The 22,347-nt window shown below is 63.7% G+C and carries 19 protein-coding genes; 16 read left to right on the top strand and 3 right to left on the bottom strand.

Annotated elements, in window-relative coordinates:
• The first annotated feature begins 1 nt into the window (after window position 1).
• From murG to NKH06_RS22315, 14 genes are all read left to right on the top strand, one after another.
• On the top strand, window positions 2-1,129 hold the full coding sequence (gene murG / locus NKH06_RS22380; RefSeq protein WP_128303495.1) for an undecaprenyldiphospho-muramoylpentapeptide beta-N-acetylglucosaminyltransferase: 1,128 nt from the start codon (window positions 2-4) through the stop codon (window positions 1,127-1,129).
• Window positions 1,126-2,532, top strand: a complete 1,407-nt coding sequence (murC, locus tag NKH06_RS22375; protein ID WP_023813140.1) for a UDP-N-acetylmuramate--L-alanine ligase — start codon at window positions 1,126-1,128, stop codon at window positions 2,530-2,532. The genes murG and murC overlap by 4 nt, the downstream gene beginning before the upstream one ends.
• On the top strand, window positions 2,529-3,494 hold the full coding sequence (gene murB / locus NKH06_RS22370) for a UDP-N-acetylmuramate dehydrogenase (protein ID WP_031213597.1): 966 nt from the start codon (window positions 2,529-2,531) through the stop codon (window positions 3,492-3,494). Before murC ends, murB begins: the two co-directional genes overlap by 4 nt.
• 313 nt (window positions 3,495-3,807) lie before the next feature.
• A complete protein-coding gene (locus NKH06_RS22365; protein ID WP_023813138.1) occupies window positions 3,808-4,734 on the top strand; it encodes a D-alanine--D-alanine ligase in 927 nt (308 codons plus the stop codon).
• Entirely contained in the window at window positions 4,722-5,663 is a 942-nt protein-coding gene (locus tag NKH06_RS22360; RefSeq protein ID WP_352442239.1) for a cell division protein FtsQ/DivIB, read from the top strand. Before NKH06_RS22365 ends, NKH06_RS22360 begins: the two co-directional genes overlap by 13 nt.
• Window positions 5,660-6,967, top strand: coding sequence for a cell division protein FtsA (gene ftsA / locus NKH06_RS22355; RefSeq protein ID WP_023813136.1), 1,308 nt, complete (start codon window positions 5,660-5,662; stop codon window positions 6,965-6,967). Before NKH06_RS22360 ends, ftsA begins: the two co-directional genes overlap by 4 nt.
• Window positions 6,968-7,035: 68 nt before the next feature.
• Complete coding sequence (gene ftsZ, locus NKH06_RS22350; protein ID WP_352551797.1) at window positions 7,036-8,718, top strand: cell division protein FtsZ; 1,683 nt, start codon at window positions 7,036-7,038, stop codon at window positions 8,716-8,718.
• Between the two features lie 280 nt (window positions 8,719-8,998).
• Window positions 8,999-9,949 carry a UDP-3-O-acyl-N-acetylglucosamine deacetylase gene (gene lpxC, locus NKH06_RS22345; RefSeq protein WP_352894021.1) on the top strand — a complete coding sequence of 317 codons (951 nt, stop codon included), beginning with the start codon at window positions 8,999-9,001 and terminating at the stop codon, window positions 9,947-9,949.
• A gap of 263 nt (window positions 9,950-10,212) precedes the next feature.
• Window positions 10,213-11,082: an outer membrane protein assembly factor BamD gene (locus NKH06_RS22340; protein ID WP_023813133.1), complete on the top strand. Its 870-nt coding sequence runs from the start codon at window positions 10,213-10,215 to the stop codon at window positions 11,080-11,082.
• A gap of 219 nt (window positions 11,083-11,301) precedes the next feature.
• Window positions 11,302-12,975: a DNA repair protein RecN gene (recN, locus tag NKH06_RS22335; protein ID WP_352442242.1), complete on the top strand. Its 1,674-nt coding sequence runs from the start codon at window positions 11,302-11,304 to the stop codon at window positions 12,973-12,975.
• 170 nt (window positions 12,976-13,145) lie between these two features.
• Entirely contained in the window at window positions 13,146-15,350 is a 2,205-nt protein-coding gene (gene ligA, locus NKH06_RS22330; protein ID WP_127296004.1) for an NAD-dependent DNA ligase LigA, read from the top strand.
• Window positions 15,347-16,039 (top strand): DUF2461 domain-containing protein, encoded by a 693-nt coding sequence (locus NKH06_RS22325; protein ID WP_352894017.1) that lies wholly within the window; start codon window positions 15,347-15,349, stop codon window positions 16,037-16,039. The genes ligA and NKH06_RS22325 overlap by 4 nt, the downstream gene beginning before the upstream one ends.
• 156 nt (window positions 16,040-16,195) lie before the next feature.
• Window positions 16,196-16,924 (top strand): AzlC family ABC transporter permease, encoded by a 729-nt coding sequence (locus tag NKH06_RS22320; RefSeq protein ID WP_352674464.1) that lies wholly within the window; start codon window positions 16,196-16,198, stop codon window positions 16,922-16,924.
• Window positions 16,921-17,217, top strand: a complete 297-nt coding sequence (locus NKH06_RS22315) for an AzlD family protein (protein WP_352442244.1) — start codon at window positions 16,921-16,923, stop codon at window positions 17,215-17,217. Before NKH06_RS22320 ends, NKH06_RS22315 begins: the two co-directional genes overlap by 4 nt.
• Before the next feature lie 158 nt (window positions 17,218-17,375).
• Here the strand turns inward: NKH06_RS22315 and NKH06_RS22310 are convergent, their stop codons facing one another.
• The 3 genes from NKH06_RS22310 to NKH06_RS22300 all read right to left on the bottom strand — a co-directional run bounded on the left by NKH06_RS22310 (window position 17,376) and on the right by NKH06_RS22300 (window position 20,827).
• On the bottom strand, window positions 17,376-19,220 hold the full coding sequence (locus tag NKH06_RS22310) for an aminopeptidase P family protein (RefSeq protein WP_352442245.1): 1,845 nt from the start codon (window positions 19,218-19,220) through the stop codon (window positions 17,376-17,378).
• Window positions 19,221-19,365: 145 nt separating this feature from the next.
• Window positions 19,366-20,238 (bottom strand): 50S ribosomal protein L11 methyltransferase, encoded by an 873-nt coding sequence (locus NKH06_RS22305; protein WP_352442246.1) that lies wholly within the window; start codon window positions 20,236-20,238, stop codon window positions 19,366-19,368.
• Between the two features lie 10 nt (window positions 20,239-20,248).
• Window positions 20,249-20,827, bottom strand: coding sequence for an SCO family protein (locus NKH06_RS22300; protein ID WP_128303538.1), 579 nt, complete (start codon window positions 20,825-20,827; stop codon window positions 20,249-20,251).
• A 189-nt stretch (window positions 20,828-21,016) separates the two neighbouring features.
• Between NKH06_RS22300 and NKH06_RS22295 the strand changes: the two genes are divergently transcribed.
• Together NKH06_RS22295 and NKH06_RS22290 are read left to right on the top strand one after the other, a co-directional pair.
• Window positions 21,017-21,532, top strand: a complete 516-nt coding sequence (locus NKH06_RS22295) for a CreA family protein (RefSeq protein WP_352442247.1) — start codon at window positions 21,017-21,019, stop codon at window positions 21,530-21,532.
• A gap of 68 nt (window positions 21,533-21,600) precedes the next feature.
• Window positions 21,601-22,242: a DapH/DapD/GlmU-related protein gene (locus NKH06_RS22290; protein ID WP_352753401.1), complete on the top strand. Its 642-nt coding sequence runs from the start codon at window positions 21,601-21,603 to the stop codon at window positions 22,240-22,242.
• Window positions 22,243-22,347: the final 105 nt, after the last annotated feature.

The raw sequence follows: 22,347 nt of genomic DNA, 5'->3' as shown, positions 1-22,347 counted from the left end.
TATGGCCAGAGGCGTCATCCTTCTCGCGGCAGGCGGCACCGGTGGGCATCTTTTCCCGGCCGAAGCGCTGGCGCATGAGCTGAACGAGCGCGGCTGGTCAGTGCATCTGGCGACCGACGACCGTGCAGAGCGTTTCGCCGGCCATTTCCCGGCCGCAGCCGTCCATCCGATCCAGTCGGCGACGATGGGCTCGAAAAACCCCTTTGCCCTGCTTGGTGCCTTCTGGAAAATCTGGCGCGGCGTGCGCCAGGCTTCCGCCGTCATCGCCAGGATCAAGCCGGATGCGGTCGTCGGCTTTGGCGGCTATCCGACCTTGCCGCCGCTCTACGCGGCGACACGGCGCAAGGTGCCGACCCTGATCCATGAGCAGAACGCGGTGATGGGGCGCGCCAACCGGGCGCTGGCCGGCCGTGTCGATGCCATCGCCGGCGGCTTCCTGCCGCAGGACACCAGTGCTGCCGGGGTCAAGACGGTGACGACAGGCAATCCGGTCAGGCCGGCCGTGCTGGAAGCTGCCAGGACGAATTATGCGGCATCGACCGGGGAACAGCCGTTCCGCCTGCTGGTGTTCGGCGGCAGCCAGGGCGCTCAGTTCTTTTCCGATGCCGTGCCGGGGGCGATCGCGCTGCTTTCCGATGCTCAGCGCAAGCGGCTGGTCATTACCCAACAAGCTCGCGCCGATGATGTGGCGCGGGTCAAGGCGGCCTATGCGGCACTGGGCGTTGCTGCCGAGGTCTCACCCTTCTTCACCGACATGGCGCAGCGCATGGCGGCTGCGCACCTGGTGATCTCGCGCTCCGGCGCCTCGACCGTTTCGGAGATCGCCGTCATCGGCCGGCCGGCGCTGCTGGTGCCTTACCCCTACGCGCTCGACCACGACCAGGCGGCGAACGCGGCGGCCCTTGCCGCTGCCGGCGGCGGCGAAGTGCACCCGCAATCCTCGCTCTCGCCCGAACGCATCGCAGTGCTCCTCGGCGGGCTGATCGACCAGCCTGAGCGGCTTGTGGCGATGGCGGCGGGCGCGAAATCGGCCGGCCGGCCGAACGCGGCACGGTTGCTCGCTGATCTTACAGAGGCTATTGCGTCCAAAAAAACCATTTCGGATTTCAGGAAGGGGACGCAAGCATGAAGATGCCGCAGACCATCGGCCTTGTGCATTTCATCGGCATTGGCGGCATCGGCATGAGCGGCATTGCCGAAGTGCTGCACAATCTCGGCTACAAGGTGCAAGGGTCCGATCAGGCCGAAAGCGCCAATGTGCAGCGGCTGCGCGACAAGGGCATCGAATGCTTCGTCGGCCATAGGGCCGAGAATCTCGGCGATGCCGAGGTTGTCGTCGTCTCGACGGCGATCAAGAAATCCAACCCTGAGCTCAAGGCCGCGCGCGAAAAGCTGCTGCCGATCGTGCGCCGGGCCGAAATGCTGGCCGAGCTGATGCGCTTTCGCCAGGCGGTGGCGATCGGCGGCACGCATGGCAAGACGACCACGACCTCGATGGTGGCGACCTTGCTCGATGCCGGTGGGCTCGATCCGACCGTCATCAATGGCGGCATCATCAATGCCTACGGCACCAACGCGCGCATGGGCGACGGCGAATGGATGGTGGTCGAGGCCGACGAAAGCGACGGCACTTTCCTGAAACTGCCGGCCGAGATCGCGGTCGTCACCAACATCGATCCCGAGCATCTCGATCACTATGGCAGCTTCGACAAGGTGCGGGAGGCGTTCCGCCAGTTTGTCGAGAACGTGCCGTTCTACGGTTTTGGCGTGATGTGCACCGACCATCCCGAGGTGCAGGCGCTGGTCAGCCGCATCGAGGACCGCCGGGTCATCACCTATGGCGAGAATGCGCAGGCCGACGTGCGCTTTACCAATCACCGCATGGCAGGTGCCATTTCGGAATTCGACGTGGTGATCCGCGACCGCAAGACAGGCGGCCAGACTGTCATAGCAGGCCTGCGCCTGCCGATGCCCGGCCGCCACAACGTCTCCAACGCGACGGCAGCGATCGCGGTCGCGCATGAGCTCGGCCTGTCGGCCGAGGCGATCAAGAAGGGCCTGTCGTCCTTCGCCGGCGTCAAGCGCCGCTTCACCCATACCGGTTCGTGGGACGGCGTCGAAATATTCGACGATTACGGCCACCATCCGGTCGAGATCTCGGCGGTGCTGAAGGCGGCGCGCAGCGCCACCCAGGGTCGCGTCATCGCCATTGCCCAGCCGCATCGCTTCACCCGGCTGCATGATCTGTTCAACGAGTTTTCCACTTGCTTCAACGACGCCGACACAGTGATGGTGGCGCCGGTCTACGCGGCCGGCGAAGAGCCGATCGACGGCGTCAGCTCGGACGCGCTGGTGTCGCGCATCCGCGCCGGCGGCCATCGCGACGCGCGCTACATCGAGGGTCCGGCGGCGATCGCGCCCGTCATCCGTGATCTGGCCAAGCCGGGTGACTTCGTCGTCTTCCTGGGCGCCGGCAACATCACCCAATGGGCCTATGCGTTGCCCAAGGAGCTTGGCGGGACCGTCTCATGATGCACGGCCAGGCCCTGATCGACAGACTTGGCGACCGGCTTGCCGGCCTGCGCGGCCGCCTCACGCCGAACGCCGAGATGGACAAGATCACCTGGTTCCGTGCCGGGGGCCTGGCTGAAGCGTTGTTCCAGCCGGCTGATGAGGAGGATCTTGCGGTGTTCCTCAAAGCCGTTCCTGAAGAAATACCTCTTACCGTCGTTGGCGTCGGCTCGAACCTTTTGGTCCGCGACGGCGGCATCGAGGGCTTTGTCATCCGCCTTTCGGCCAAGGGCTTCGGCGAGGCCGAGGTGATTTCGCCGATCAGGATCAAGGCGGGAGCTGCGACCCCCGACAAGCGTGTCGCAGCGGTGGCGCTCGAGGCCGGCATTGGCGGCTTTCATTTCTACCACGGCATTCCGGGTGCAATCGGCGGTGCGCTGCGGATGAATGCCGGCGCCAATGGTGTCGAGACGCGCGAGCGCGTCGTCGAAGTGCGGGCGCTCGACCGCAAGGGCAATGTGCAGACGCTGAGCAATGCCGATATGGGATACGCCTATCGCCATTCAGCGGCGCCCTCCGGGCTGATCTTCACCTCGGCCGTGTTCGAAGGCTTTGCCGAGGAGAAAACGGCGATCAAGGCGGCGATGGAGGCCGTGCAGAACCATCGCGAGACCGTGCAGCCGATCCGCGAGAAGACCGGTGGCTCGACCTTCAAGAATCCGGAAGGCACGTCGGCCTGGAAGGAGATCGACAGAGCGGGCTGCCGCGGCCTGATGATCGGCGGGGCCCAGATGTCGCCGATGCATTGCAACTTCATGATCAACACGGGAACCGCGACCGGCTACGACCTTGAATATCTCGGCGAGACGGTGCGCACGCGGGTGCTGGAGAATTCCGGTATCCGGTTGCAATGGGAAATCAAGCGAATCGGCAATTTCCGGCCGGGGCATGCCGTGCAGGAGTTTCTCGGGCAGCTCCTTTAAGGTGCACTTTGGCGCGCGTTGAAGTTCATGTGATGCATGAACTTCAACGAGGCCGAAACGGTCCGCGACCGTTGCCGCAAAGACTCAACGACACGCTTTTCGCATCCATTTTCTCAGAAAGTGAATCTCTCGGAATCGTAAGCACTTGCCAGTGAATCAACTCTCTGATTCTCTGCTCGAAAGCGTTTCCTGATTTGAGTCGTTCGACGCGTTTTCAGCGTTTTCCGTCTGGGGGGCAACCTGCCGGGAGACTCTGACTCAATGTTGCGGAAAATCTGGTTTTGGTCCGCCGTGAGAGAGGGGATGCCGGGGAATGAAAAACAAGCATGTGGCCGTCCTGCTGGGTGGTTTTTCGTCCGAGCGGCCCGTGTCTCTTTCGTCGGGAAGGGCTTGTGCCGATGAGCTCGAGAAGGAAGGCTACCAGGTCACCCGTGTCGATGTCGGGCGCGATGTCGGCTCCGTGCTTGCCGAGCTCAAGCCGGATGTCGCCTTCAATGCGCTGCACGGCCCTTTTGGCGAGGACGGCACCATTCAGGGCATCCTTGAATATCTCGGCATTCCCTACACCCATTCTGGCGTGCTCGCCTCGGCTCTGGCCATGAACAAGGAGCAGGCCAAGCGGGTTGCCAAGTCGGTCGGCATCGTGGTCGCCGAATCGAAGGTCGCCAGCCGCTTTGCCATCCAGAACAAGCATCCGATGAAGCCGCCCTATGTGGTCAAGCCGGTCAATGAGGGTTCGAGCTTCGGTGTCGTCATCGTGCATGAGGGCCAGTCGCATCCGCCGCAGGTTCTTGGCTCGTCGGAGTGGAAATATGGCGATACCGTCATGGTCGAGCGCTACATCCACGGCAGGGAGCTGACCTGCGCGGTGATGGGCGATGTGGCGCTGGGGGTCTGCGAGATCATCCCGACCGGCCATTCCTTCTACGACTATGATTCAAAATATGTCGCCGGGGGATCAAAGCACGAATGCCCCGCAAAAGTTTCACCGAATATTTACCAAAAAATACAAACACTGGCGCTCAAGGCTCACCAAGCGATCGGCTGTCGAGGCGTTTCCCGTTCGGACTTCCGTTATGACGATCGTCATTCCGAAAACGGCGAGATTGTCTGGCTCGAGGTCAACACCCAGCCGGGTATGACGCCGACGTCTTTGGTGCCTGAAATCGCCGCCCATGCCGGGCACTCGTTTGGCGATTTGTTGAGTTGGATGGTGGAGGACGCTTCGTGTCTGCGTTGAAATGGGGACAAGGTAGGGAGAGGGGCGCGGCCGGGCCGGCGCTGTTCGGCCTGTCATTGTCGTTGGACCATTTCGTACTGCCGCGCATGCTTCGCCGCCCGGTGCGCATTCTGGCGCGCCTGGGCGTTGGGGAATTCCAGGCGCCGCGCTTTTCCGCGGCCATGATGTCGGCCGTGCTGATTTTCTCGAGCAGTGCCTATGGTGCCTACCTTGGCGGTCACGTCGACGGTATCGTGCAGAGCATCACCGCCCGTACCGGCTTTGCCGTTGATCAGGTCAAGGTGGTCGGCAATCGCCAGACCTCGGAAATCGATATACTCGACAGGCTTGAACTTGATGGCTGGACGTCGCTGATCGGCTTTAATGCCGAGGCAGCGCGCGAACGGATCTCCGGCCTGCCGTGGATCGAGGTTGCGGCCGTGCGCAAGGTCTACCCGCATACGCTGGAAGTACGTGTCGAGGAGCGCGAGGCTTTCGCGCTCTGGCAGCAGGGCGACGAGCTTTCGGTCATCGAGAGGAATGGTGCCATGATCGCGCCGTTCTCGGGCGGCAAGCAGGTGCTTCTGCCGCTGCTGATCGGCGCCGGCGCGCCGGCGAGCGCGCCCGATTTCCTGGCCAAGGTCGAAAAATATCCCGAGCTCGCGAGCCGGATCAAAGGGTATATCCGCGTAGGCGAGCGGCGCTGGGACCTGAAGCTGGACAATGGCATCACCATCAAGCTTCCCGAGGATGACGAGGAACAGGCGCTCGCCGAACTCGTGAAGATGGATCATGACAGCGGCTTGCTGTCGCGCGACATCGCCGCCGTCGACATGCGCCTGACGGACCGGCTGGTCGTGCAGTTGACGGCGGAAGCGGCGACGCAGCGCGAAGCCGCCCTCAACGAGAAACCCAAGAGCCTGAAGCGCAAGCCGGAGACGAAGATATGAACTGGCTTGGCGGTCCTGGCGATGCCGCGTCGCGCCGGTCCGGCACCCTGACGGTGCTGGATGTCGGTTCGAGCAAGGTCTGCTGCATGGTGGCCAAGCTGAAGCCGTGCGATGACGGCAAGCTGCTGCGCGGCCGCTCGCACCGGATCCAGGTGATCGGCATCGGTCACCAGAAGTCGCAAGGCGTGAAGTCGGGTGTCATCGTCGATCTCGACCGCGCCGAGCACGCCATCCGCCTTTCCGTCGACGCGGCCGAGCGCATGGCCGGGCTGACGGTCGATTCTCTGATCGTCAACATGACGGCCGGCCGGCTCAAGAGCGAAGCCTTCTCCGCCACCATCAATCTTGGCGGCCATGAGGCCGACGAGGCCGACATCAAGCGCGTTCTCGGTGCTGGCGCCAAGCAGGCGCTGAAGGCCGAGCGCGAGGTGATCCATTCGCTTCCCGTCGGCTTCTCGCTGGATGCCGAACGCGGCGTGCGCGATCCGCGCGGCATGGTCGGTGACGCACTCGGCGTCGACATGCATGTGCTGACCGGCGACGCCGCGCCGATGCGCAATCTGGAGCTTTCCATCAACCGCTCGCATCTGTCGGTCGAGCGCATGGTGGCGACGCCCTATGCCAGCGGTTTGGCGGCCCTGGTCGACGACGAGCTGGAAATGGGTGCGGCCTGCATCGACATGGGCGGCGGCACGACGACGATTTCGGTGTTTTCGGAAGGCAAGTTCGTCCATGGCGACGCCATCGCCATAGGCGGCAACCATGTCACGCTGGACATGGCCAAGGGGCTGTCGACCTCGCTCGATGCCGCCGAACGGCTGAAGGTGATGCATGGCTCGGCGTTGCCGGGCAGCGCGGACGACCGCGACCTGGTCTCGATCCAGCCGATCGGCGACGATGGCGACGTGCCCTTGCAGATCCCGCGCTCGGTGATGACGCGCATCGTGCGTGCCCGTATCGACGAGACGCTCGAACTGCTGCGCGACCGGCTCAACAGGTCCGGCTACGGCAATGCGGTGGGCAAGCGTGTGGTGCTCACCGGCGGCGCCAGCCAGCTTGCCGGCCTGCCGGAAGCGGCGCGCCGCATCCTGGGACGCAATGTGCGCATCGGCCGCCCGCTCGGCGTGGCCGGCCTGCCGGAAGCGGCGAAGGGGCCGGCCTTCTCGGCTGCGGTGGGGCTTCTGATCTATCCGCAGATGGCGAGCTTCGAGAGCCATCCTGCGAAAGGAATTTCCGGTCTCAAAATGACCGGAACGGGCGGAAAACTGCATCGCATGAGTCAGTGGTTGAGAGACAGTTTCTAAAATTGACGGGGACAGCCCCATAGGCGGCCGCGGCGGCGAAGCGGCGTGAAAGGCAAAGGACGGAGACAATGACCATCAATCTGCAGAAGCCGGACATCACCGAGCTTAAGCCGCGCATCACCGTGTTCGGTGTCGGCGGCGGCGGCGGCAATGCCGTCAACAACATGATCACCGCCGGTTTGCGCGGTGTCGAGTTCGTGGTGGCCAACACCGACGCGCAGGCGCTGACCATGTCGAAGGCGGGCCGCTTGATCCAGCTCGGCGCGCATGTCACCGAAGGCCTTGGCGCCGGCTCGCAGCCGGAAGTCGGCCGTGCGGCGGCGGAAGAGTGCATCGATGAAATCCTCGATCACCTGACCAACACCCATATGTGCTTCGTCACCGCCGGCATGGGCGGCGGCACCGGCACCGGTGCTGCTCCCGTCGTTGCCCGCGCGGCGCGCGAAAAGGGCATCCTCACCGTCGGCGTCGTCACCAAGCCGTTCCACTTCGAAGGCCAGCGCCGCATGAAGACCGCGGATTTCGGCATCGAGGAATTGCAGAAATGCGTCGATACGCTGATCGTCATCCCCAACCAGAACCTGTTCCGGCTGGCCAATGACAAGACCACCTTCGCCGACGCCTTCGCCATGGCCGACCAGGTGCTCTATTCCGGTGTCGCCTGCATCACCGACCTGATGGTCAAGGAAGGCCTGATCAATCTTGACTTCGCCGACGTCCGTTCCGTCATGCGCGAGATGGGCAAAGCGATGATGGGCACCGGCGAGGCTTCCGGCGAGGGCCGCGCGATGGCCGCCGCCGAAGCGGCGATCGCCAACCCGCTGCTCGACGAGACCTCGATGAAGGGGGCCAAGGGCCTGCTGATCTCGATCACCGGCGGCCGCGACCTGACGCTGTTCGAAGTCGACGAAGCCGCGACCCGTATCCGCGAGGAAGTCGACCAGGACGCCAACATCATCCTGGGCGCCACCTTCGACGAGGAACTCGAAGGCGTCATCCGCGTCTCGGTAGTTGCCACCGGCATCGACAAGTCGGCGGCTGAAATCGCCGCCGCGCCGATCTCGATCCGCACGGCGCCTCCGAAGCCGGCCAACCGCCCGGCGGCTCAGATCGCGGAGGTTCGTCCGGCGCCTGTCCAGCAGGCGGCATACGAGCCACGCGCTGTCGACCCGGTCGCGGAAGCCATCCATCTGGCCGAAGCTAATGCCGCGGCCATGGCGCAGGCGCGCCCGGCCCCGGTCGCCCACGCTGAAGATTTCCGCCCGCAGAGCAAGATCTTCCAGGCACCGCCCGCCCAGCCGATGCCGCAGCCGGTGGTCCAGCAGATGCAGCCGGCCCCGCAGCCGCGCGAGATGCTGCAGCGCGAAGCGCCGCAGCCGGTTGCCATGGCGCCGCAGCGTATGCCGCGCGTCGAGGACTTTCCGCCGGTCGTCAAGGCCGAGGTGGATGCCAAGAGCCGCCCGGTCGATCACGAGAATAACAGCGGACCGATGGGCCTGCTGAAGCGCCTGACCAATGGTCTGACCCGCCGCGAGGAAGAACCCGCACGACTGCAGCCGGCGCAGCCGCGCGAGCCCAAGCTACGCCAGGCAGCGCCCGAAGTGCGCCGTCTCGCCAGCCAGGATGCGCAGCTCTATGCGCCGCGCCGTGGCCAGCTCGACGATCAGGGCCGCCTGACGCCGCAGGTGAGGACGACTCAGGAAGACGATCAGCTGGAGATTCCGGCGTTCCTGCGCCGCCAGGCCAACTGATTGGTAACGGACTGTAACATTTGTTAACAGGCAAGCGCGGAATCGCTTGCCTGTTAACATTTTAAATGACGTGATTTCAACCACTTACCAAGTCGCACGCATTCCAGATCGCGGTTACACAGAGTAAGAAACCGTGATTTGGAGTCTCCCTGACGGGACATTATCTTCGCCGCCTACCATCATCGGTTTGCCGGGATTTCGGGGGAAGTCGCCCTGCCAGCCGATTCACACAAGAGCCGCGCCCTCGGGCTGGAGAAGCGGACCTAGGCATTACGGGCTTATGGGGATTGTCTTGCACGACTATCAGACGACATTGAAGACGCGCGCGTCGCTTACCGGCACCGGCGTCCACAGCGGCAAGGAAGTGTCCATCAGCTTTGTGCCGGCGGATGCCGACAGCGGCATCGTTTTCCAGCTTTTCAACGGTGCGGAGCAGGGCCGCGAGTTTCGTGCCCTGGTCTCGGAAGTCGGTGCCACCGACCTGTGCACCATGCTTGGTGATCCCGCCGGCGAGCACATCGCCACGGTCGAGCACATCATGGCGGCGCTGTTTGGGCTCGGCATCGATAATGTCGCTGTCGAGATCGATGGTTCCGAGGTTCCGATCTTCGATGGCAGCGCCATGGCGTTCGTCGAAGCCATCGACCAGGCTGGCATCGAGACGCTTTCGGTCAAGCGCCGCTATATCAGGGTCATCAAGCCGGTCCGCATCGAGAACGGCGCCTCCTGGGCGGAGTTTCGGCCCTATGACGGGACCCGTTTCGAGATCGAGATCGACTTCGAAAGTCCGGCGATCGGTCGTCAGCTGTTCGCCTCCGACCTCAATGCCGATATTTTCCGTCGCGACATCGCGCGCGCCCGCACCTTCGGCTTCATGAAGGATGTGGAGCGGCTGTGGGCTGCAGGCTACGCGCTCGGCTCCTCGCTGGAGAACTCGCTGGTGATCGGTGATGACAACCGCGTCATCAATATGGGCGGCCTGCGCTATCCCAACGAATTCGTGCGCCATAAAACGCTGGACGCCATGGGCGACCTGGCGCTGGCCGGCGCCCGCTTCATCGGCTGCTTTCGCTCCTATCGCGGCGGCCACAGGATGAATGCCGCGGCCCTGCGCCGTCTGCTCTCGGACCGCACGGCATTCGAAATCGTCGAGACGACACGCCGCGAGCGTGGCCGCAGCGCCGAGATGAACGCCGTCAATGCGCCACTCTACGCGCCCTGGATGATCTGATTTCCCGGGGGTTTTTCGGGTTCCATGGGCGGTATCGCGTGTGGCAGGAATGCACCACTCGCCAGTGAAATTGCATTGACGTCCAAGCTGCGTCCGGCCGCCACAAAAATGTGCGATTGGCCGGAGATAGCGTTGCCGGGCAAGGCGGTTATGGTTTATGGCTGCTGCCGTCGATTAATGCATGTCGTTCAAAAGTGGGACCAGTTTTGAAACAATGGCATGCAACTGGCATTGAAATAGCGCCGAAAGGGCGAGATCCAATCATGTTCTTCAAGCGAGTTGGTCAATTGAAAGCACCGCAGAGGGCTGTTTTCCTGGCGCTTTCAGTAGTTGTTCCATCGCTCTTTCTGTCGGCCTGCATGTCGTCGGAGAAAGATATCGACCTGTCGACCTATGTCGATCAGACCGAGCCGGCCGATGTTCTCTACAATCAGGGCCTTGCCAATCTCAATGCCGGGCGCCTGCAGGAGGCGAGCAAGAAGTTCGACGCCGTCGACCGCCAGCATCCCTATTCGGAATGGGCCCGCAAATCGATGGTGATGGGCGCTTTCGCCGACTATCGCCAGGGCAATTACGATGAGGCGATCGGCTCGGCCAAGCGCTATCTCACGCTTTACCCGTCGACCGATGACGCCGCCTATGCGCAGTACATCATCGGCTTGAGCTACTACCGTCAGATCAAGGACGTGACGCAGGACCAGAAGGAAGCGCGTCAGACCGTCCAGACGATGCAGGATCTGGTCACGCGCTGGCCGACATCGGAATATGTCGACGACGCCAAGGAAAAGATCCGCTTCGCCAACGATCAGCTGGCCGGTAAGGAAATGCAGATCGGCCGCTACTATCTCGAGCGGCGTGAATACATCGCCGCCGTCAAGCGCTTCCGCACCGTGGTCGAGAACTATTCCAACACCCGCCATGTCGAGGAGGCGCTCGCCCGCCTGACCGAAAGCTATTACGCGATGGGCCTGACCTCGGAGGCGCAGACCGCCGCCGCCGTGCTCGGCACCAATTACCCTGACAGTTCATGGTACAAGGATTCCTACAAGCTCTTGCAGAGCAATGGGCTTGCACCGCGCGAAAATGCCGGGTCGTGGATATCCAAGGCCGGAAAGATGATCACCGGCGCCTGATCCCAAGCAGACGTTGCAGGCTTCACCAACGCGCCGTCTGCCTGGTTTTGTTGCTTGTCGCGGGTTTTAGCCGCAAAACCGCACGACACTTTTGCGGAACCTGCCTGGAGCACTCGGATCGAAGCGTGCGCTTTTTCGGATTGATCCGGTGCTCAAACAAAAAGATAGTGCGGCGCTGCGACTCCAAACCGTCGCGTGCCGTTCTAGATTTGGGTTCTGATGCTTTCCAGACTGTCGATCCGCGATATCGTCCTGATCGAGAAGCTGGATATCGACTTCCAGCCGGGTCTTTCGGTGCTGACCGGCGAAACCGGTGCCGGAAAATCCATCCTGCTCGATGCCTTGTCGCTGGCGCTCGGAGCGCGCGGCGATGCTTCGCTGGTGCGCCATGGCGCGGCGCAGGGGCAGGTCATCGCCGTCTTCGACGTGCCGCGTAACCATCCGGCGCGTACGCTGCTTGCCGACAATGCGATCGAGGATGACGGCGACATCATCCTGCGCCGCCTGCAGACGGCGGACGGCCGCACCCGCGTCTTCGTCAACGATCAGCCTTCAAGCGTCACCCTGATGCGCGATGTCGGGCGCGCGCTGGTCGAGATCCACGGCCAGCATGACGAGCGCGCGCTGGTCGATCCCGGAGCGCACCGCGAGGTGCTCGACGCTTTCGGTGGCCATCTCGGCGCCGTCCGCTCGACCGGCGAGGCATGGCGGCACTGGCGCGCCTGCGAGCAGGAGCTGTCGCGACACCGCGCCAAGGTGGCGGCGGCGGCGCGCGAGGCTGATTATTTGCGCGCGGCGGTGGCGGAACTGACGAAGCTCGATCCGCAGCCGGGCGAGGAGACCGATCTCGCCGAACTGCGGGCGTCGATGATGCGAGCGGAGAAGATCGCTTCCGAAATCCATGATGCGCAGGATGTGCTGTCCGGCCCGTCCTCGCCCTTGCCGCAACTTGCCAGCCTGCTGCGGCGGCTGCAGCGCAAAGTGACGGAGGCGCCCGGCCTGCTCGACGATGTCGTCAAATCGCTCGATGAGGCGATGCTTTCGCTCGACGCGGCGCAATCGGGGGTCGAGGCTGCACTGCGCGCCACCGAATATGATCCGCAGCGGTTGGAGAAGGCGGAGGAGCGGCTGTTTTCGCTGCGTGCGGCCTCGCGCAAGCACAGCGTCGCCGTCGACGATTTGGCGCAGCTGCGCGACACGATGTCGGCCGATCTCGCCGATCTCGATGCCGGCGAGGAGCGCCTGCACGGGTTGGAAAAGCAGGCCACTGCCGCGCGCGAGACCTATGACATTGCCGCCGCGCAGCTGTCCTCGCTTCGTCATGCGGCGGCGGTCGGCCTGACCAAGGCGGTGATGGCGGAATTGCCGGCTCTGAAGCTCGAACGCGCCGCCTTTATCGTGGAAATGAAGAGCGAGGTCGAAAGCCGCATGGAAGAGGGGATCGATCAGATCGAATTCTGGGTGCGGACCAATCCAGGCACGCGGCCAGGGCCGATGATGAAAGTGGCCTCCGGCGGGGAGCTTTCGCGCTTCCTTCTGGCGCTGAAGGTGGCGCTGGCTGACCGCGGCTCGGCACCGACGCTGGTGTTCGACGAAATCGACACCGGTGTGGGCGGCGCTGTCGCCGACGCTATCGGCCAGCGGCTGGCGCGGCTGTCGAAGCGCGTGCAGGTGCTGTCGGTGACGCACGCACCACAGGTGGCGGCGCGCGCGGCGACGCATTTCCTGATCTCCAAATCCGGCACCACCGACCGTGTCGCCACAGGCATTGCCGAAATGGATCGGCCGGCGCGGCAGGAAGAGATCGCGCGCATGCTGGCCGGCGCCACCATCACCGACGAGGCGCGCGCCGCCGCCGAGCGATTGCTGCGCGAGAATACCGCCGTTTCCTGATGGCGCTGCTTCCCGATCGGGGGTGCCTCTAACTGGTGAAATTCGACGCACGAACAGAGTCAGCATATGGCTCCATCCTGCTGTTTCGGCGTGGTTTTGTCAGAATTCAGCTCCCTTCCATCCGAATCCTGATCTATTGTCCCGGGCCAACAGCAGCCAGGTGCAAAACCATGTCCGAAAAACCAGTCGATGCCCTGACCGAAAGCGAGGCCGAAGCCGAGCTGAAGCGCCTCGCGGAAGAGATCGCCGAGCACGATCGGCGCTACCATACCGAAGACGCGCCAGTTATCACCGATGCAGAATATGATGCGCTGGCACGGCGCAACCTTGCCATCGAGGAGCGCTTTCCAGCGCTGGTTCGCGAGGACTCGCCATCGCTGAGGGTTGGTGCAGCACCCGCGGAAGGCTTTACCAAGGTGCGCCACGCCGTGCCGATGCTCAGCCTTGCCAAGGCCTATACCGACGATGACGTCACGGATTTCATCGAACGCGGGCGGCGGTTCTTCGATCGCGACAAGGAGCTCGACATCGCCTTCACCGCCGAACCGAAGATCGACGGGCTGTCGGCTTCGCTGCGCTACGAGAACGGTGTGTTCGTGCAGGGCGCGACGCGTGGCAACGGCGCCGTCGGCGAAGACATCACCGCCAATTTGAAGACTATCGCCGACATCCCTGCGAAGTTGAAAGGCTCGGGCTGGCCCGAAACCATCGAGATCCGCGGCGAGGTTTATATGACCTATGCGGAATTCGAGGCGCTGAAGCAACGCTCGGCAGCGGCCGGCGGCCAGGACTATGTCAATCCGCGCAATACGGCGGCCGGGTCGCTGCGCCAGAAGGATCCGTCCGTCACCGCCAGCCGCAACCTCAAATTCTTCGCCTATGCCTGGGGCTACACCTCGGCGGATCCCGCTCCGACCCAATATGATTCGGTACAGAAATTCGCCGAGTGGGGGTTCAAGATCAGTCCGCTGATGGTGCGGGCGAAATCGGCCGAGGAGTTGATCGCGCATTATCATCGGATCGAGGAGCAGCGCTCGGCGCTCGGCTACGATATCGACGGTGTCGTCTACAAGGTCGACCAGCTGGAATTGCAACGCCGATGGGGCTTCGTCACCGGCGAACCGCGCTGGGCGGTCGCGCACAAATTCCCGGCCGAACAGGCGATGACGACCGTGCAGAAGATCGACATCCAGGTCGGTCGTACCGGTACGCTGGCGCCGGTTGCGCGGCTGGCGCCGGTCACTGTCGGCGGCGTCGTGGTCGAGAACGTCACGCTGCACAATGAGGACTACATCAAGGGCCTGGACAGTACCGGCGAGCCGATCCGAGATGGCATCGATGTGCGCATCGGCGATACGGTCGTGATCCAGCGGGCAGGCGATGTCATTCCGCAGATCGTCAGCGTCGTCATCGACAAGCGGCCTGCTGATGCGGTGCCTTACGAGTTCCCTCACACTTGCCCGATCTGCGGCTCGCCGGCGACGCGCGAGATCAACGAAAAGACCGGCAAGGAAGATTCCCGCCGGCGCTGCACCGGCGAACTGATCTGCCCGGCGCAGGCGGTGGAGGGATTGCGCCACTTCGTGTCACGCGGCGCCCTGGACATCGAAGGGCTCGGCGCGGAAAACATAGACACGTTCTTCAATGCGGGATTGATCAAGACCGCCGCCGATATCTTCACGCTCAGGGACCGCCGTCCGGCTGTCACCAGGGCGCTGGCCGAGCGCCGTGAGGAGCAGGCAAGGCAGCGCGAGGCCGCATCGGGCAAGACACGCAAGAATGTGCGCAGCGTCGAGGATCGCAACTATGAGGGCCTCGACAAGCTGTTCGCCGCCATCGATTCGCGCCGCGAGCCGGAGCTGGACCGCTTCATCTTCGCGCTCGGCATCCGCCATATCGGTGAAACGACGGCCGCCGTGCTTGCCCGCACCTTCTCGACCATCGAGGAGCTGATCCGCGTCGGCAAGGAGACAGCGGCAGCGGAGAATCCACATACGGTTTTCCCCTCGGTCAACGGCATCGGCGATACCGTGATCGATGCTTTGCGCGACTTCTTCGGCAATGAGCGCAATGACGACGTGCTTGACGCGTTGCTCCGCCAAGTCAAGCCGAAGCCGTATATCGTCAACGTCTCGGCCGACAGCGAGGTCGCCGGCAAGACGGTCGTGTTCACGGGCTCGCTGGAGAAGATGACACGCTCCGAAGCCAAGGCGATGGCGGAGCGCCTCGGCGCCAAGGTCGCGGGCTCGGTTTCGGCGAAGACCGATCTTGTCGTGGCCGGGCCAGGTGCCGGCTCCAAGCTGAAGCTCGCCAGCGAACTCGGCATCGAGGTGATCGACGAGGATGCCTGGCTGGTGCGGATCGGCAAGGCATGACCGGACCGTTCAGCGGCTTCGGCCCCAAAGCCATTCCGTTCCTCAAGGCGCTGGATTTCCACCAGAGCCGCGAGTGGTTCCTGGAGAATCGCGACCTCTTCGAACAGGAGTTGCGCGATCCGCTCAGTGATCTCGTCGAGACGCTGACCGAGCGCTTCGCGGAGGCAGGTCTCGGCCTGCGCGGCGACCGCAAGAAGTCGCTGTTCCGGATCAATCGCGACGTGCGTTTCGCCAAGGACAAGCGGCCCTACAACAGGCATTTGTCGGCCATCCTGTCGCCCGACGGCACCAAGATGGAGCAGGGCGTGTTCTACGTCCATATCGGGCTTGAACGCTGCTTTGCCGACATTGCCTGGTGGCAGCCGGAGCCGGCGCTGCTGCTGGCGATGCGCAAGGCTATTGCGACGAAGCCGGACAATTTTCGCGGCCTCGTGGCGGCGTTGAAGAAGAACCGGCTTGAACTCGAGACCGAAGGTCGTATGAAGCGTACGCCACGCGGCTTCGAGGAAATCAGCGATCCCGATCTGGTCGCCGCCATCCGCCACCGGCATTTCTATGTCCAGCATGTCATCGATCCGGCCGGAATCCATACGGCTGATCTGGTCGACGAACTCGTCGATTTCACCTTGCGCGCCAAGCCGCTGCTCGACTGGGGCAGGGCGATCGAGGGCAAGGTTCTCGCCTTCTAGCCCTTCGACAAGGCGCCTTGTCGATCATTTCCGCTGATCATTTGGCTCAAGCGAATTCGTGTGACAGCGCAGGCCGCGCCACCTACATACCGCCATTCCCTTGTTGTTGTGCATGTCGTTATCCCACTTTTGGGCGACATGCATCAGGAGTGGTTGATGGCGACGGACGTAATTTCCGAGAGCGGCGATAGAAGCGATTTCTGGCAGGGCGTGCGGCTGTCGATGCCAGTCGTGGTGGCGTCGGCGCCGTTTGCGGTGCTGTTCGGTGCGCTCGCCGTCGACAATGGTTTCTCGGTCCTGGAAGCCTTCCTGATGAGCGCGCTGGTCTATGGCGGCGCCAGCCAGATGGTCGGCATCCAGCTGTTCGGCCAGCATGTGGCGCCGTGGCTGATCGTGCTGTCGATCTTCGCCGTCAATTTCCGCCACGTGCTCTATTCCGCAGGCATCGGCCGGCGCATCGCGCACTGGCCTGTCATCCAGCAGGCACTTGGTTATTTCATCCTCACCGATCCGCAATTCGCGGTAGCCGAAGCGCGGGCGCAATCGGGCCAGACGGTCGGCTTTGCCTGGTATCTGGGGCTTGGCTTGCCGGTCTATCTGTTCTGGATCGTTGAAAGCGCGCTTGGCGCACTGTTCGGCAAGCTGATCCCCGACACGCATGCGCTCGGCATCGATTTCCTGCTGCCGATCTATTTCCTCGGTCTCGTGCTGGGCTTTCGCAAGCGGCCGCTGTGGCTGCCGGTGGTCGTCGCCAGCGCCGCCGCCTCGATCATCGCCTACAAGACGGTCGGCTCGCCTTGGCATGTCTCGATTGGCGCTGTTGCCGGTGTGCTGCTGGCGGTCATCCTGCCTCCCCATCACAGCGGCGTAAAGGCACGGCCATGAGCACGACCTTCTGGATCATCATCGCCGGCGCAATCGCGACCTATCTGACGCGCATCGGCGGGCATCTGGTCATCTCCCGCTTCGAAACCATCCATCCGCGCGTCGAGGCCGGTCTCAACGCCGTGCCGGCGGCGGTGCTGACGACGCTGGTGGCGCCGGAACTGTTGAATGCCGGGCCGGCGGAATGGGCCGCACTGGTGGTCACCGCGGTCGTCTCGCTGCGCGGTGGGTTGATGGCGATGTTTCTGGCGGGTGCGGCGATGTTGATCGTTGCCCGGCAGTTCGTCGGGTAGGGCGTATCGATATTCAGGTGATGACGGCCTGCAAACGGCGGCTTCCTGCGCTTCCGGTGCTCACGTACCCAAAAGTACGCTCCGCTCCGGTTCTCGGAACCCATCGTTTTCGGCTCGTCCTGACCTGAATCTCGACACGCCCTCGGCGCCTCAGAAAATCAAATCTTCGCGTCGTGCGGCAGCGGCGCTGTCGCCTTCTCCAGCCAGGCCAGCGTTTCGCCGTCGAGCATCGGGCCGATCTCGGTCAGCACGCGCGCATGGTACGTGTCCAGCCAGTGCAACTCGTCGCGCGTCAGGAGGTCCGACTGCACCAGTCTTGTGTCGATCGGCGCCAGCGTCAGCGTCTCGAAGCCGTGCATGGCGATATCGCCGCCCTCGATCTCTTGCGCCGACGTCACCAGGATCAGGTTCTCGATGCGGATGCCGTAGGCGCCTTCCTTGTAGTAGCCCGGCTCGTTGGACAGCATCATGCCTTCGAGCAGCTTTTCGGTGCCGGTGCGGGCGATACGCTGCGGCCCTTCATGCACGGCCAGATACGAGCCGACGCCATGGCCGGTGCCGTGGGCGAAGTCGCAACCGTGCTTCCACAGCGCCATGCGCGCGACGGCATCGATCTCGGAGCCGCGCGTGCCGGCGGGAAAGCGCAAGGTGGAAATGCCGATCATGCCTTTCAGCACCAGGGTGAAGCGTTCGCGCATCTCCTGCGTCGGCTGGCCGATCGGCACGGTGCGCGTGATGTCGGTGGTGCCGTCCTGATACTGCGCACCGGAATCGAGCAGGAACAGCTCGCCGGCCTGCAGCTTACGGCTGGTGGCGCGCGACACGCGGTAATGCATGATGGCACCGTTCGGGCCGGCGCCCGAAATGGTGTCGAAGGAGACATCGCGCAACGGCATCTGGGTCTCTTCGCCGGTCTGCCGGCGCTGTTCCTCCAGCCGGGTGACCACCGATATCTCGTCGAGCGATCCGGGTTTTTGCCGCTCCAGCCAGCACAGAAGCTTCGCCACGGCGGCACCGTCACGCCGATGCGCGGCGCGCGAGCCGTTGATTTCGGCCTGGTTCTTGGTGGCGCGCGGGATGCGGGCGGGGTCGGCTGCGGCGATCACGGTGCCGCCATTGGCCTCGACCAGCATGCGCAGCCTGTCGGCCGCCAGCACCGGATCGAGCGCGATTTTCGCGCCACTCTTGGCAAGTGCCGCAATCGCCGCTTCGAATTCGCCGGGCTCATGCGGCTCGGCGAGCTGGGTGAGGTAGGCCGCGACCTGGCGCGAGAACTTGCGCTTATCCATGAAAAGCTGGTGCGACCCATCGGCGGCGAGGATGGCGAAGCCGAGCGCCAGCGGCGTGTGCGGCACGTCGCCGCCACGGATGTTTAAGGCCCAGGCGATGGAGGAGGGGTCGGTCAGCACCGCATGGGTGGCACCATCCTTGGCGATTGCCGCCGCCAGCCGCGCCAGCTTGTCCTTGGCAAGCTCGCCGGCAAAGCCGATCGGGTGAAGCTCGACGGGTGCCACCGGCGCCTCGGGCTGATCCTTCCAGATGATGTCGATCGGGTTCTTGTCGAGCGGCACCAGCACCGCGCCTGATTTGTCGGCCGAGGCCTGCAGCGCCTTGACCTCGCTGATCGTGTGCAGCCATGGATCGAAGCCGAGCCGTGCGCCCTTGCCAAGATTGTCTTTCAGCCAGACGGCCGGGGGATTGTCGACCAGGCTTTCGATCGAAAAGACGTCGAGATCGACCTCGCTGCGCACCTGCAGCGTGTAGCGCCCGTCGACAAAGACGAAGGCGCGGTCGCGCAGGACGATGGCGACACCGGCCGAGCCGCTGAAGCCGGTCAGCCATTTCAGCCGCGCCGAGCGGTCGGCGACATATTCGCCCTGATGCTCGTCGGCACGCGGCACGATGAAGCCGTCCAGCCCGTTGGCTTCAAGCCATTGGCGCAGCAGCGCCAGGCGTGGCTTGCCGACGGCCGGGTCGCCGGCGGAATCGAAGGTCTGGAACATTGTGGGCCTCCTGCGGTCAGCGCAACCGTAGCGTACGGTCGCGGAAATCGGAATCGATTTCCGCTGGGCGCAACCTGCTACAGCATCGCTTGGCTGACAATCGGCGGAACTTGGTCCAAGCTCGGTCGTTGCCGGCCTGCATGCCTCAATGCTTCAGATGGATCGTCACCCAGCCTTCGCGGTGCAAGGTGCGCACGTGGCGAAAATTCTGGCCGACATAGGCCGATATGACGGCGTCGCGCTGACGCTCGAGGATGCCTGACAGCACGACCGAGCCGCCAAGTGCGATGTGACCAGCCATTTGCGGCGCCAGCCGCATCAGCGGCCGCGCCAATATGTTGGCGACGATCAGATCGAAGGGCGCGCGCTTGCCGAAGATCGGATGGTGAAAGCCAGGCGCGGTTGCTGTTTCCACCAGTGCCTTGACGTGGTTGAGCCGCGCATTGGCGGCAGCCACCCGCACCGCCACCGGATCGATGTCGGTGGCCAGCACAGGAATATGCGCCAGCTTGGCGACGGCGATCGCCAGCACCGCGCTGCCGGTGCCGAGGTCGAGCGCATTGCGCGGATGCTCGCGCCGCACCACTTTCTCCAGCATTTCCAGGCAGCCGGCTGTGGTGCCGTGGTGACCGGTGCCGAAGGCGAGGCCGGCCTCGATCTCGATGGCCAGTTCACCGCTGTGGCGCTTGCGGCGGTCATGCGCGCCGTGGACGAAGAAACGGCCGGCACGCACCGGCTTCAGCTCTTCCAGCGAATGCGCCACCCAGTCGATGTCGGGCAGGGCCTCGCGCTTGATCGGCTTCGATAGGGAAAGGCCGGCAAGGATCTCGTTCAAGCGGGTCTCGACCGCATCGACGTCGCCATCGGCATAGAGCGACACTTCGTGGATGTCCTTGTCCTCGTCGACCTCCAGGACGGCGATCGGCAGCCCCTCTTCCTCGAAGGCTGCCTCAAGCGCCGCGAAAATGCTGACGGACTCGATCTTTCCGGTGGTGAAGTAAAGGCGCGTCTGGGTCATGAAAAGGTAATCAGCCTTTCGCCGCCAGCCGCTTCAGCTTGGCGATGGCCGTATCGGCGCTTTCGCCGTAGGCGATGGTGCCGGCAAAGTCGCCATTGGCGTTGAGCAGCAGCACCGAGGCGGTGTGGTCCATCGTGTAGTCGCCGTCGCCGGTGTCGACCTTCTTCCAGTAGATGCCGAACGACTTGGCCATGGCATGGACCTTGTCCGGAGCGCCCGTGATGCCGACGATACGGTCGGAGAAATTGCTGACATAGGCGTTCATCACTTCCGGCGTGTCGCGCTCGGGATCGACCGAGACGAAATAGGCGTGCAGGTTCTTGCCGTCGTCGCCGAGCGTCTTCAGCCAGCCGGCCAGTTCGAACAGCGTGGTCGGGCAGACCTCGGGGCAATGGGTGAAGCCGAAGAAGACGACGCTGGGCTGCCCCCTGAAGGCGGCTTCGGTGATCGGCGTGCCTTTCTGGTCGACCAGGGTGAAGGCGGCCCCGAACGGTTCGCCGCCATAGTGGCCGCGGTACCAGTCGAAGGTCAGCCAGCCGATGCCGGCCGCCATCAGGACGAGAATGCCGACCAGGATAGAACGCATCATCATCAAAAGTCCGTCTGCAGAAATCGCCGCGCCGGCTCAATGCCGCGCCTGTGCGACAGTCTTAGCGGTTCGGCCTCGCACAGGCAAAGTGCCGCGTTGCCGCAACCGCGGCGGTGTCGACCTATCTGCTTGCAAAGCCGGGCTGCTCGCCCCACCTGTGACCGGCAACTCGAACCGCAGGAGGCTAGTTTGCGACGACTGGTTGGGCACGGACTGATTGGGCGAAAACTGATCGGCGGCGCATTGGCCGCGTGCGTTGTCCTTGGCGCCGGTGCCGCGGTCGCCGAGGAAGTCGGCAAGATCGGCGTCGACTGGCTCGGCAACGACATCATCGTCGAAGCGATCAAGGATCCGAAAGTGGAGGGCGTGACCTGCCATGTCTCCTATTTCGATCGCGGCATCATCGATCGCCTGCACAAGGGCAACTGGTTCGAGGATCCGTCCGATTCCTCGATCTCATGCCGCCAGACCGGTCCGATCACCATCGGTGACATCGACATGAGAGAGGGCGGCGAGGAAGTGTTCAAGCAAGGCATCAGCCTGATCTGGAAGAAGCAGGTGGTGAACCGCATCTACGACAAGGCCAACGAGACGCTGATCTATCTCTCGCATTCGCGCCAGGTGCAGAACGGCTCGGCCAAAATGTCGGTCACCACCGTGCCGCTCTACGGTCAGAACGTGGTGTGGAGCAAAGGCAAGCCGTAACAGGCTGCCGACCTTCGGACGATTGGTCCCGCTTGCGGGACCAATCGCTCGGGGGTAAAGCCGCCGGCATGGACCGTTCCGAAAACCTCGTCCCGAAAGACCCCGAGCCACGCATCCATCCGACCGCGGAGCTGAAGGCGTGCAAGCTCGGCCGCTATGCCTCGATCGGCGAGCGAGTGGTGCTGCGCGAGGTGAATGTCGGCGACTTCTCTTATTTTGAACGCCATTCGGAAGCGATCTACACGACGATCGGCAAATTCTGCTCGATCGCCGCCAACAGCCGCATCAATGCGCTGGAGCATCCCATAGAGCGGCTGACCCAGCACAAGCTCAGCTACCGGCCGAACGAGTATTTTCGTTGGCTGGGCGTCGATGCCGCCTTCCGCGAGCGGCGGCAAGCGAAAGCGGTGACCATCGGCCATGATGTCTGGATCGGCCACGGCGCGGTGATCATGCCTGGGGTCGCCATCGGCAACGGTGCCGTCATCGGCGCCAACGCCGTGGTGACGCGTGACGTGCCGTCCTATGCGATCGTCGCCGGCGTGCCGGCGAAGGCACTCCGGCCACGCTTCGCTCCGGATATGGCGGCGCGGATCGAAGCTCTCGCCTGGTGGGACTGGCCGGTCGAAAAGCTCGCCAGAGCGGTTCCCGACATGCAGGCAATGCCGATCGAAGCGTTCCTCGACCGCTGGGAAAACGACGCCGTCTGACCAGTTCAAGTGCGTAGCGTTGAGACGGAGTCGGGCGACGCGCTTCAAGGCCCGCCGGACTGAAACCCCTTCCGCCATGCGGGGGTGGCGCAGCGGAAGGGGCTG

Origin of the sequence: Mesorhizobium sp. M1342 (assembly GCF_040317955.1) — a bacterium.
Lineage (GTDB): Bacteria > Pseudomonadota > Alphaproteobacteria > Rhizobiales > Rhizobiaceae > Mesorhizobium.
This window is presented reverse-complemented; position numbering and strand designations above follow the sequence as displayed.

What these genes read in the sequence shown, in the direction of transcription:
- murG (WP_128303495.1), top strand. Translation starts at nt 2, where the DNA reads ATGGCCAGAGGCGTCATCCTTCTCGCGGCAGGCGGCACCGGTGGGCAT.
- murC (WP_023813140.1), top strand. Translation starts at nt 1,126, where the DNA reads ATGAAGATGCCGCAGACCATCGGCCTTGTGCATTTCATCGGCATTGGC.
- murB (WP_031213597.1), top strand. Translation starts at nt 2,529, where the DNA reads ATGATGCACGGCCAGGCCCTGATCGACAGACTTGGCGACCGGCTTGCC.
- NKH06_RS22365 (WP_023813138.1), top strand. Translation starts at nt 3,808, where the DNA reads ATGAAAAACAAGCATGTGGCCGTCCTGCTGGGTGGTTTTTCGTCCGAG.
- ftsA (WP_023813136.1), top strand. Translation starts at nt 5,660, where the DNA reads ATGAACTGGCTTGGCGGTCCTGGCGATGCCGCGTCGCGCCGGTCCGGC.
- ftsZ (WP_352551797.1), top strand. Translation starts at nt 7,036, where the DNA reads ATGACCATCAATCTGCAGAAGCCGGACATCACCGAGCTTAAGCCGCGC.
- lpxC (WP_352894021.1), top strand. Translation starts at nt 8,999, where the DNA reads ATGGGGATTGTCTTGCACGACTATCAGACGACATTGAAGACGCGCGCG.
- NKH06_RS22340 (WP_023813133.1), top strand. Translation starts at nt 10,213, where the DNA reads ATGTTCTTCAAGCGAGTTGGTCAATTGAAAGCACCGCAGAGGGCTGTT.
- recN (WP_352442242.1), top strand. Translation starts at nt 11,302, where the DNA reads ATGCTTTCCAGACTGTCGATCCGCGATATCGTCCTGATCGAGAAGCTG.
- ligA (WP_127296004.1), top strand. Translation starts at nt 13,146, where the DNA reads ATGTCCGAAAAACCAGTCGATGCCCTGACCGAAAGCGAGGCCGAAGCC.
- NKH06_RS22325 (WP_352894017.1), top strand. Translation starts at nt 15,347, where the DNA reads ATGACCGGACCGTTCAGCGGCTTCGGCCCCAAAGCCATTCCGTTCCTC.
- NKH06_RS22320 (WP_352674464.1), top strand. Translation starts at nt 16,196, where the DNA reads ATGGCGACGGACGTAATTTCCGAGAGCGGCGATAGAAGCGATTTCTGG.
- NKH06_RS22315 (WP_352442244.1), top strand. Translation starts at nt 16,921, where the DNA reads ATGAGCACGACCTTCTGGATCATCATCGCCGGCGCAATCGCGACCTAT.
- NKH06_RS22310 (WP_352442245.1), bottom strand. Translation starts at nt 19,220, where the DNA reads ATGTTCCAGACCTTCGATTCCGCCGGCGACCCGGCCGTCGGCAAGCCA.
- NKH06_RS22305 (WP_352442246.1), bottom strand. Translation starts at nt 20,238, where the DNA reads ATGACCCAGACGCGCCTTTACTTCACCACCGGAAAGATCGAGTCCGTC.
- NKH06_RS22300 (WP_128303538.1), bottom strand. Translation starts at nt 20,827, where the DNA reads ATGATGCGTTCTATCCTGGTCGGCATTCTCGTCCTGATGGCGGCCGGC.
- NKH06_RS22290 (WP_352753401.1), top strand. Translation starts at nt 21,601, where the DNA reads ATGGACCGTTCCGAAAACCTCGTCCCGAAAGACCCCGAGCCACGCATC.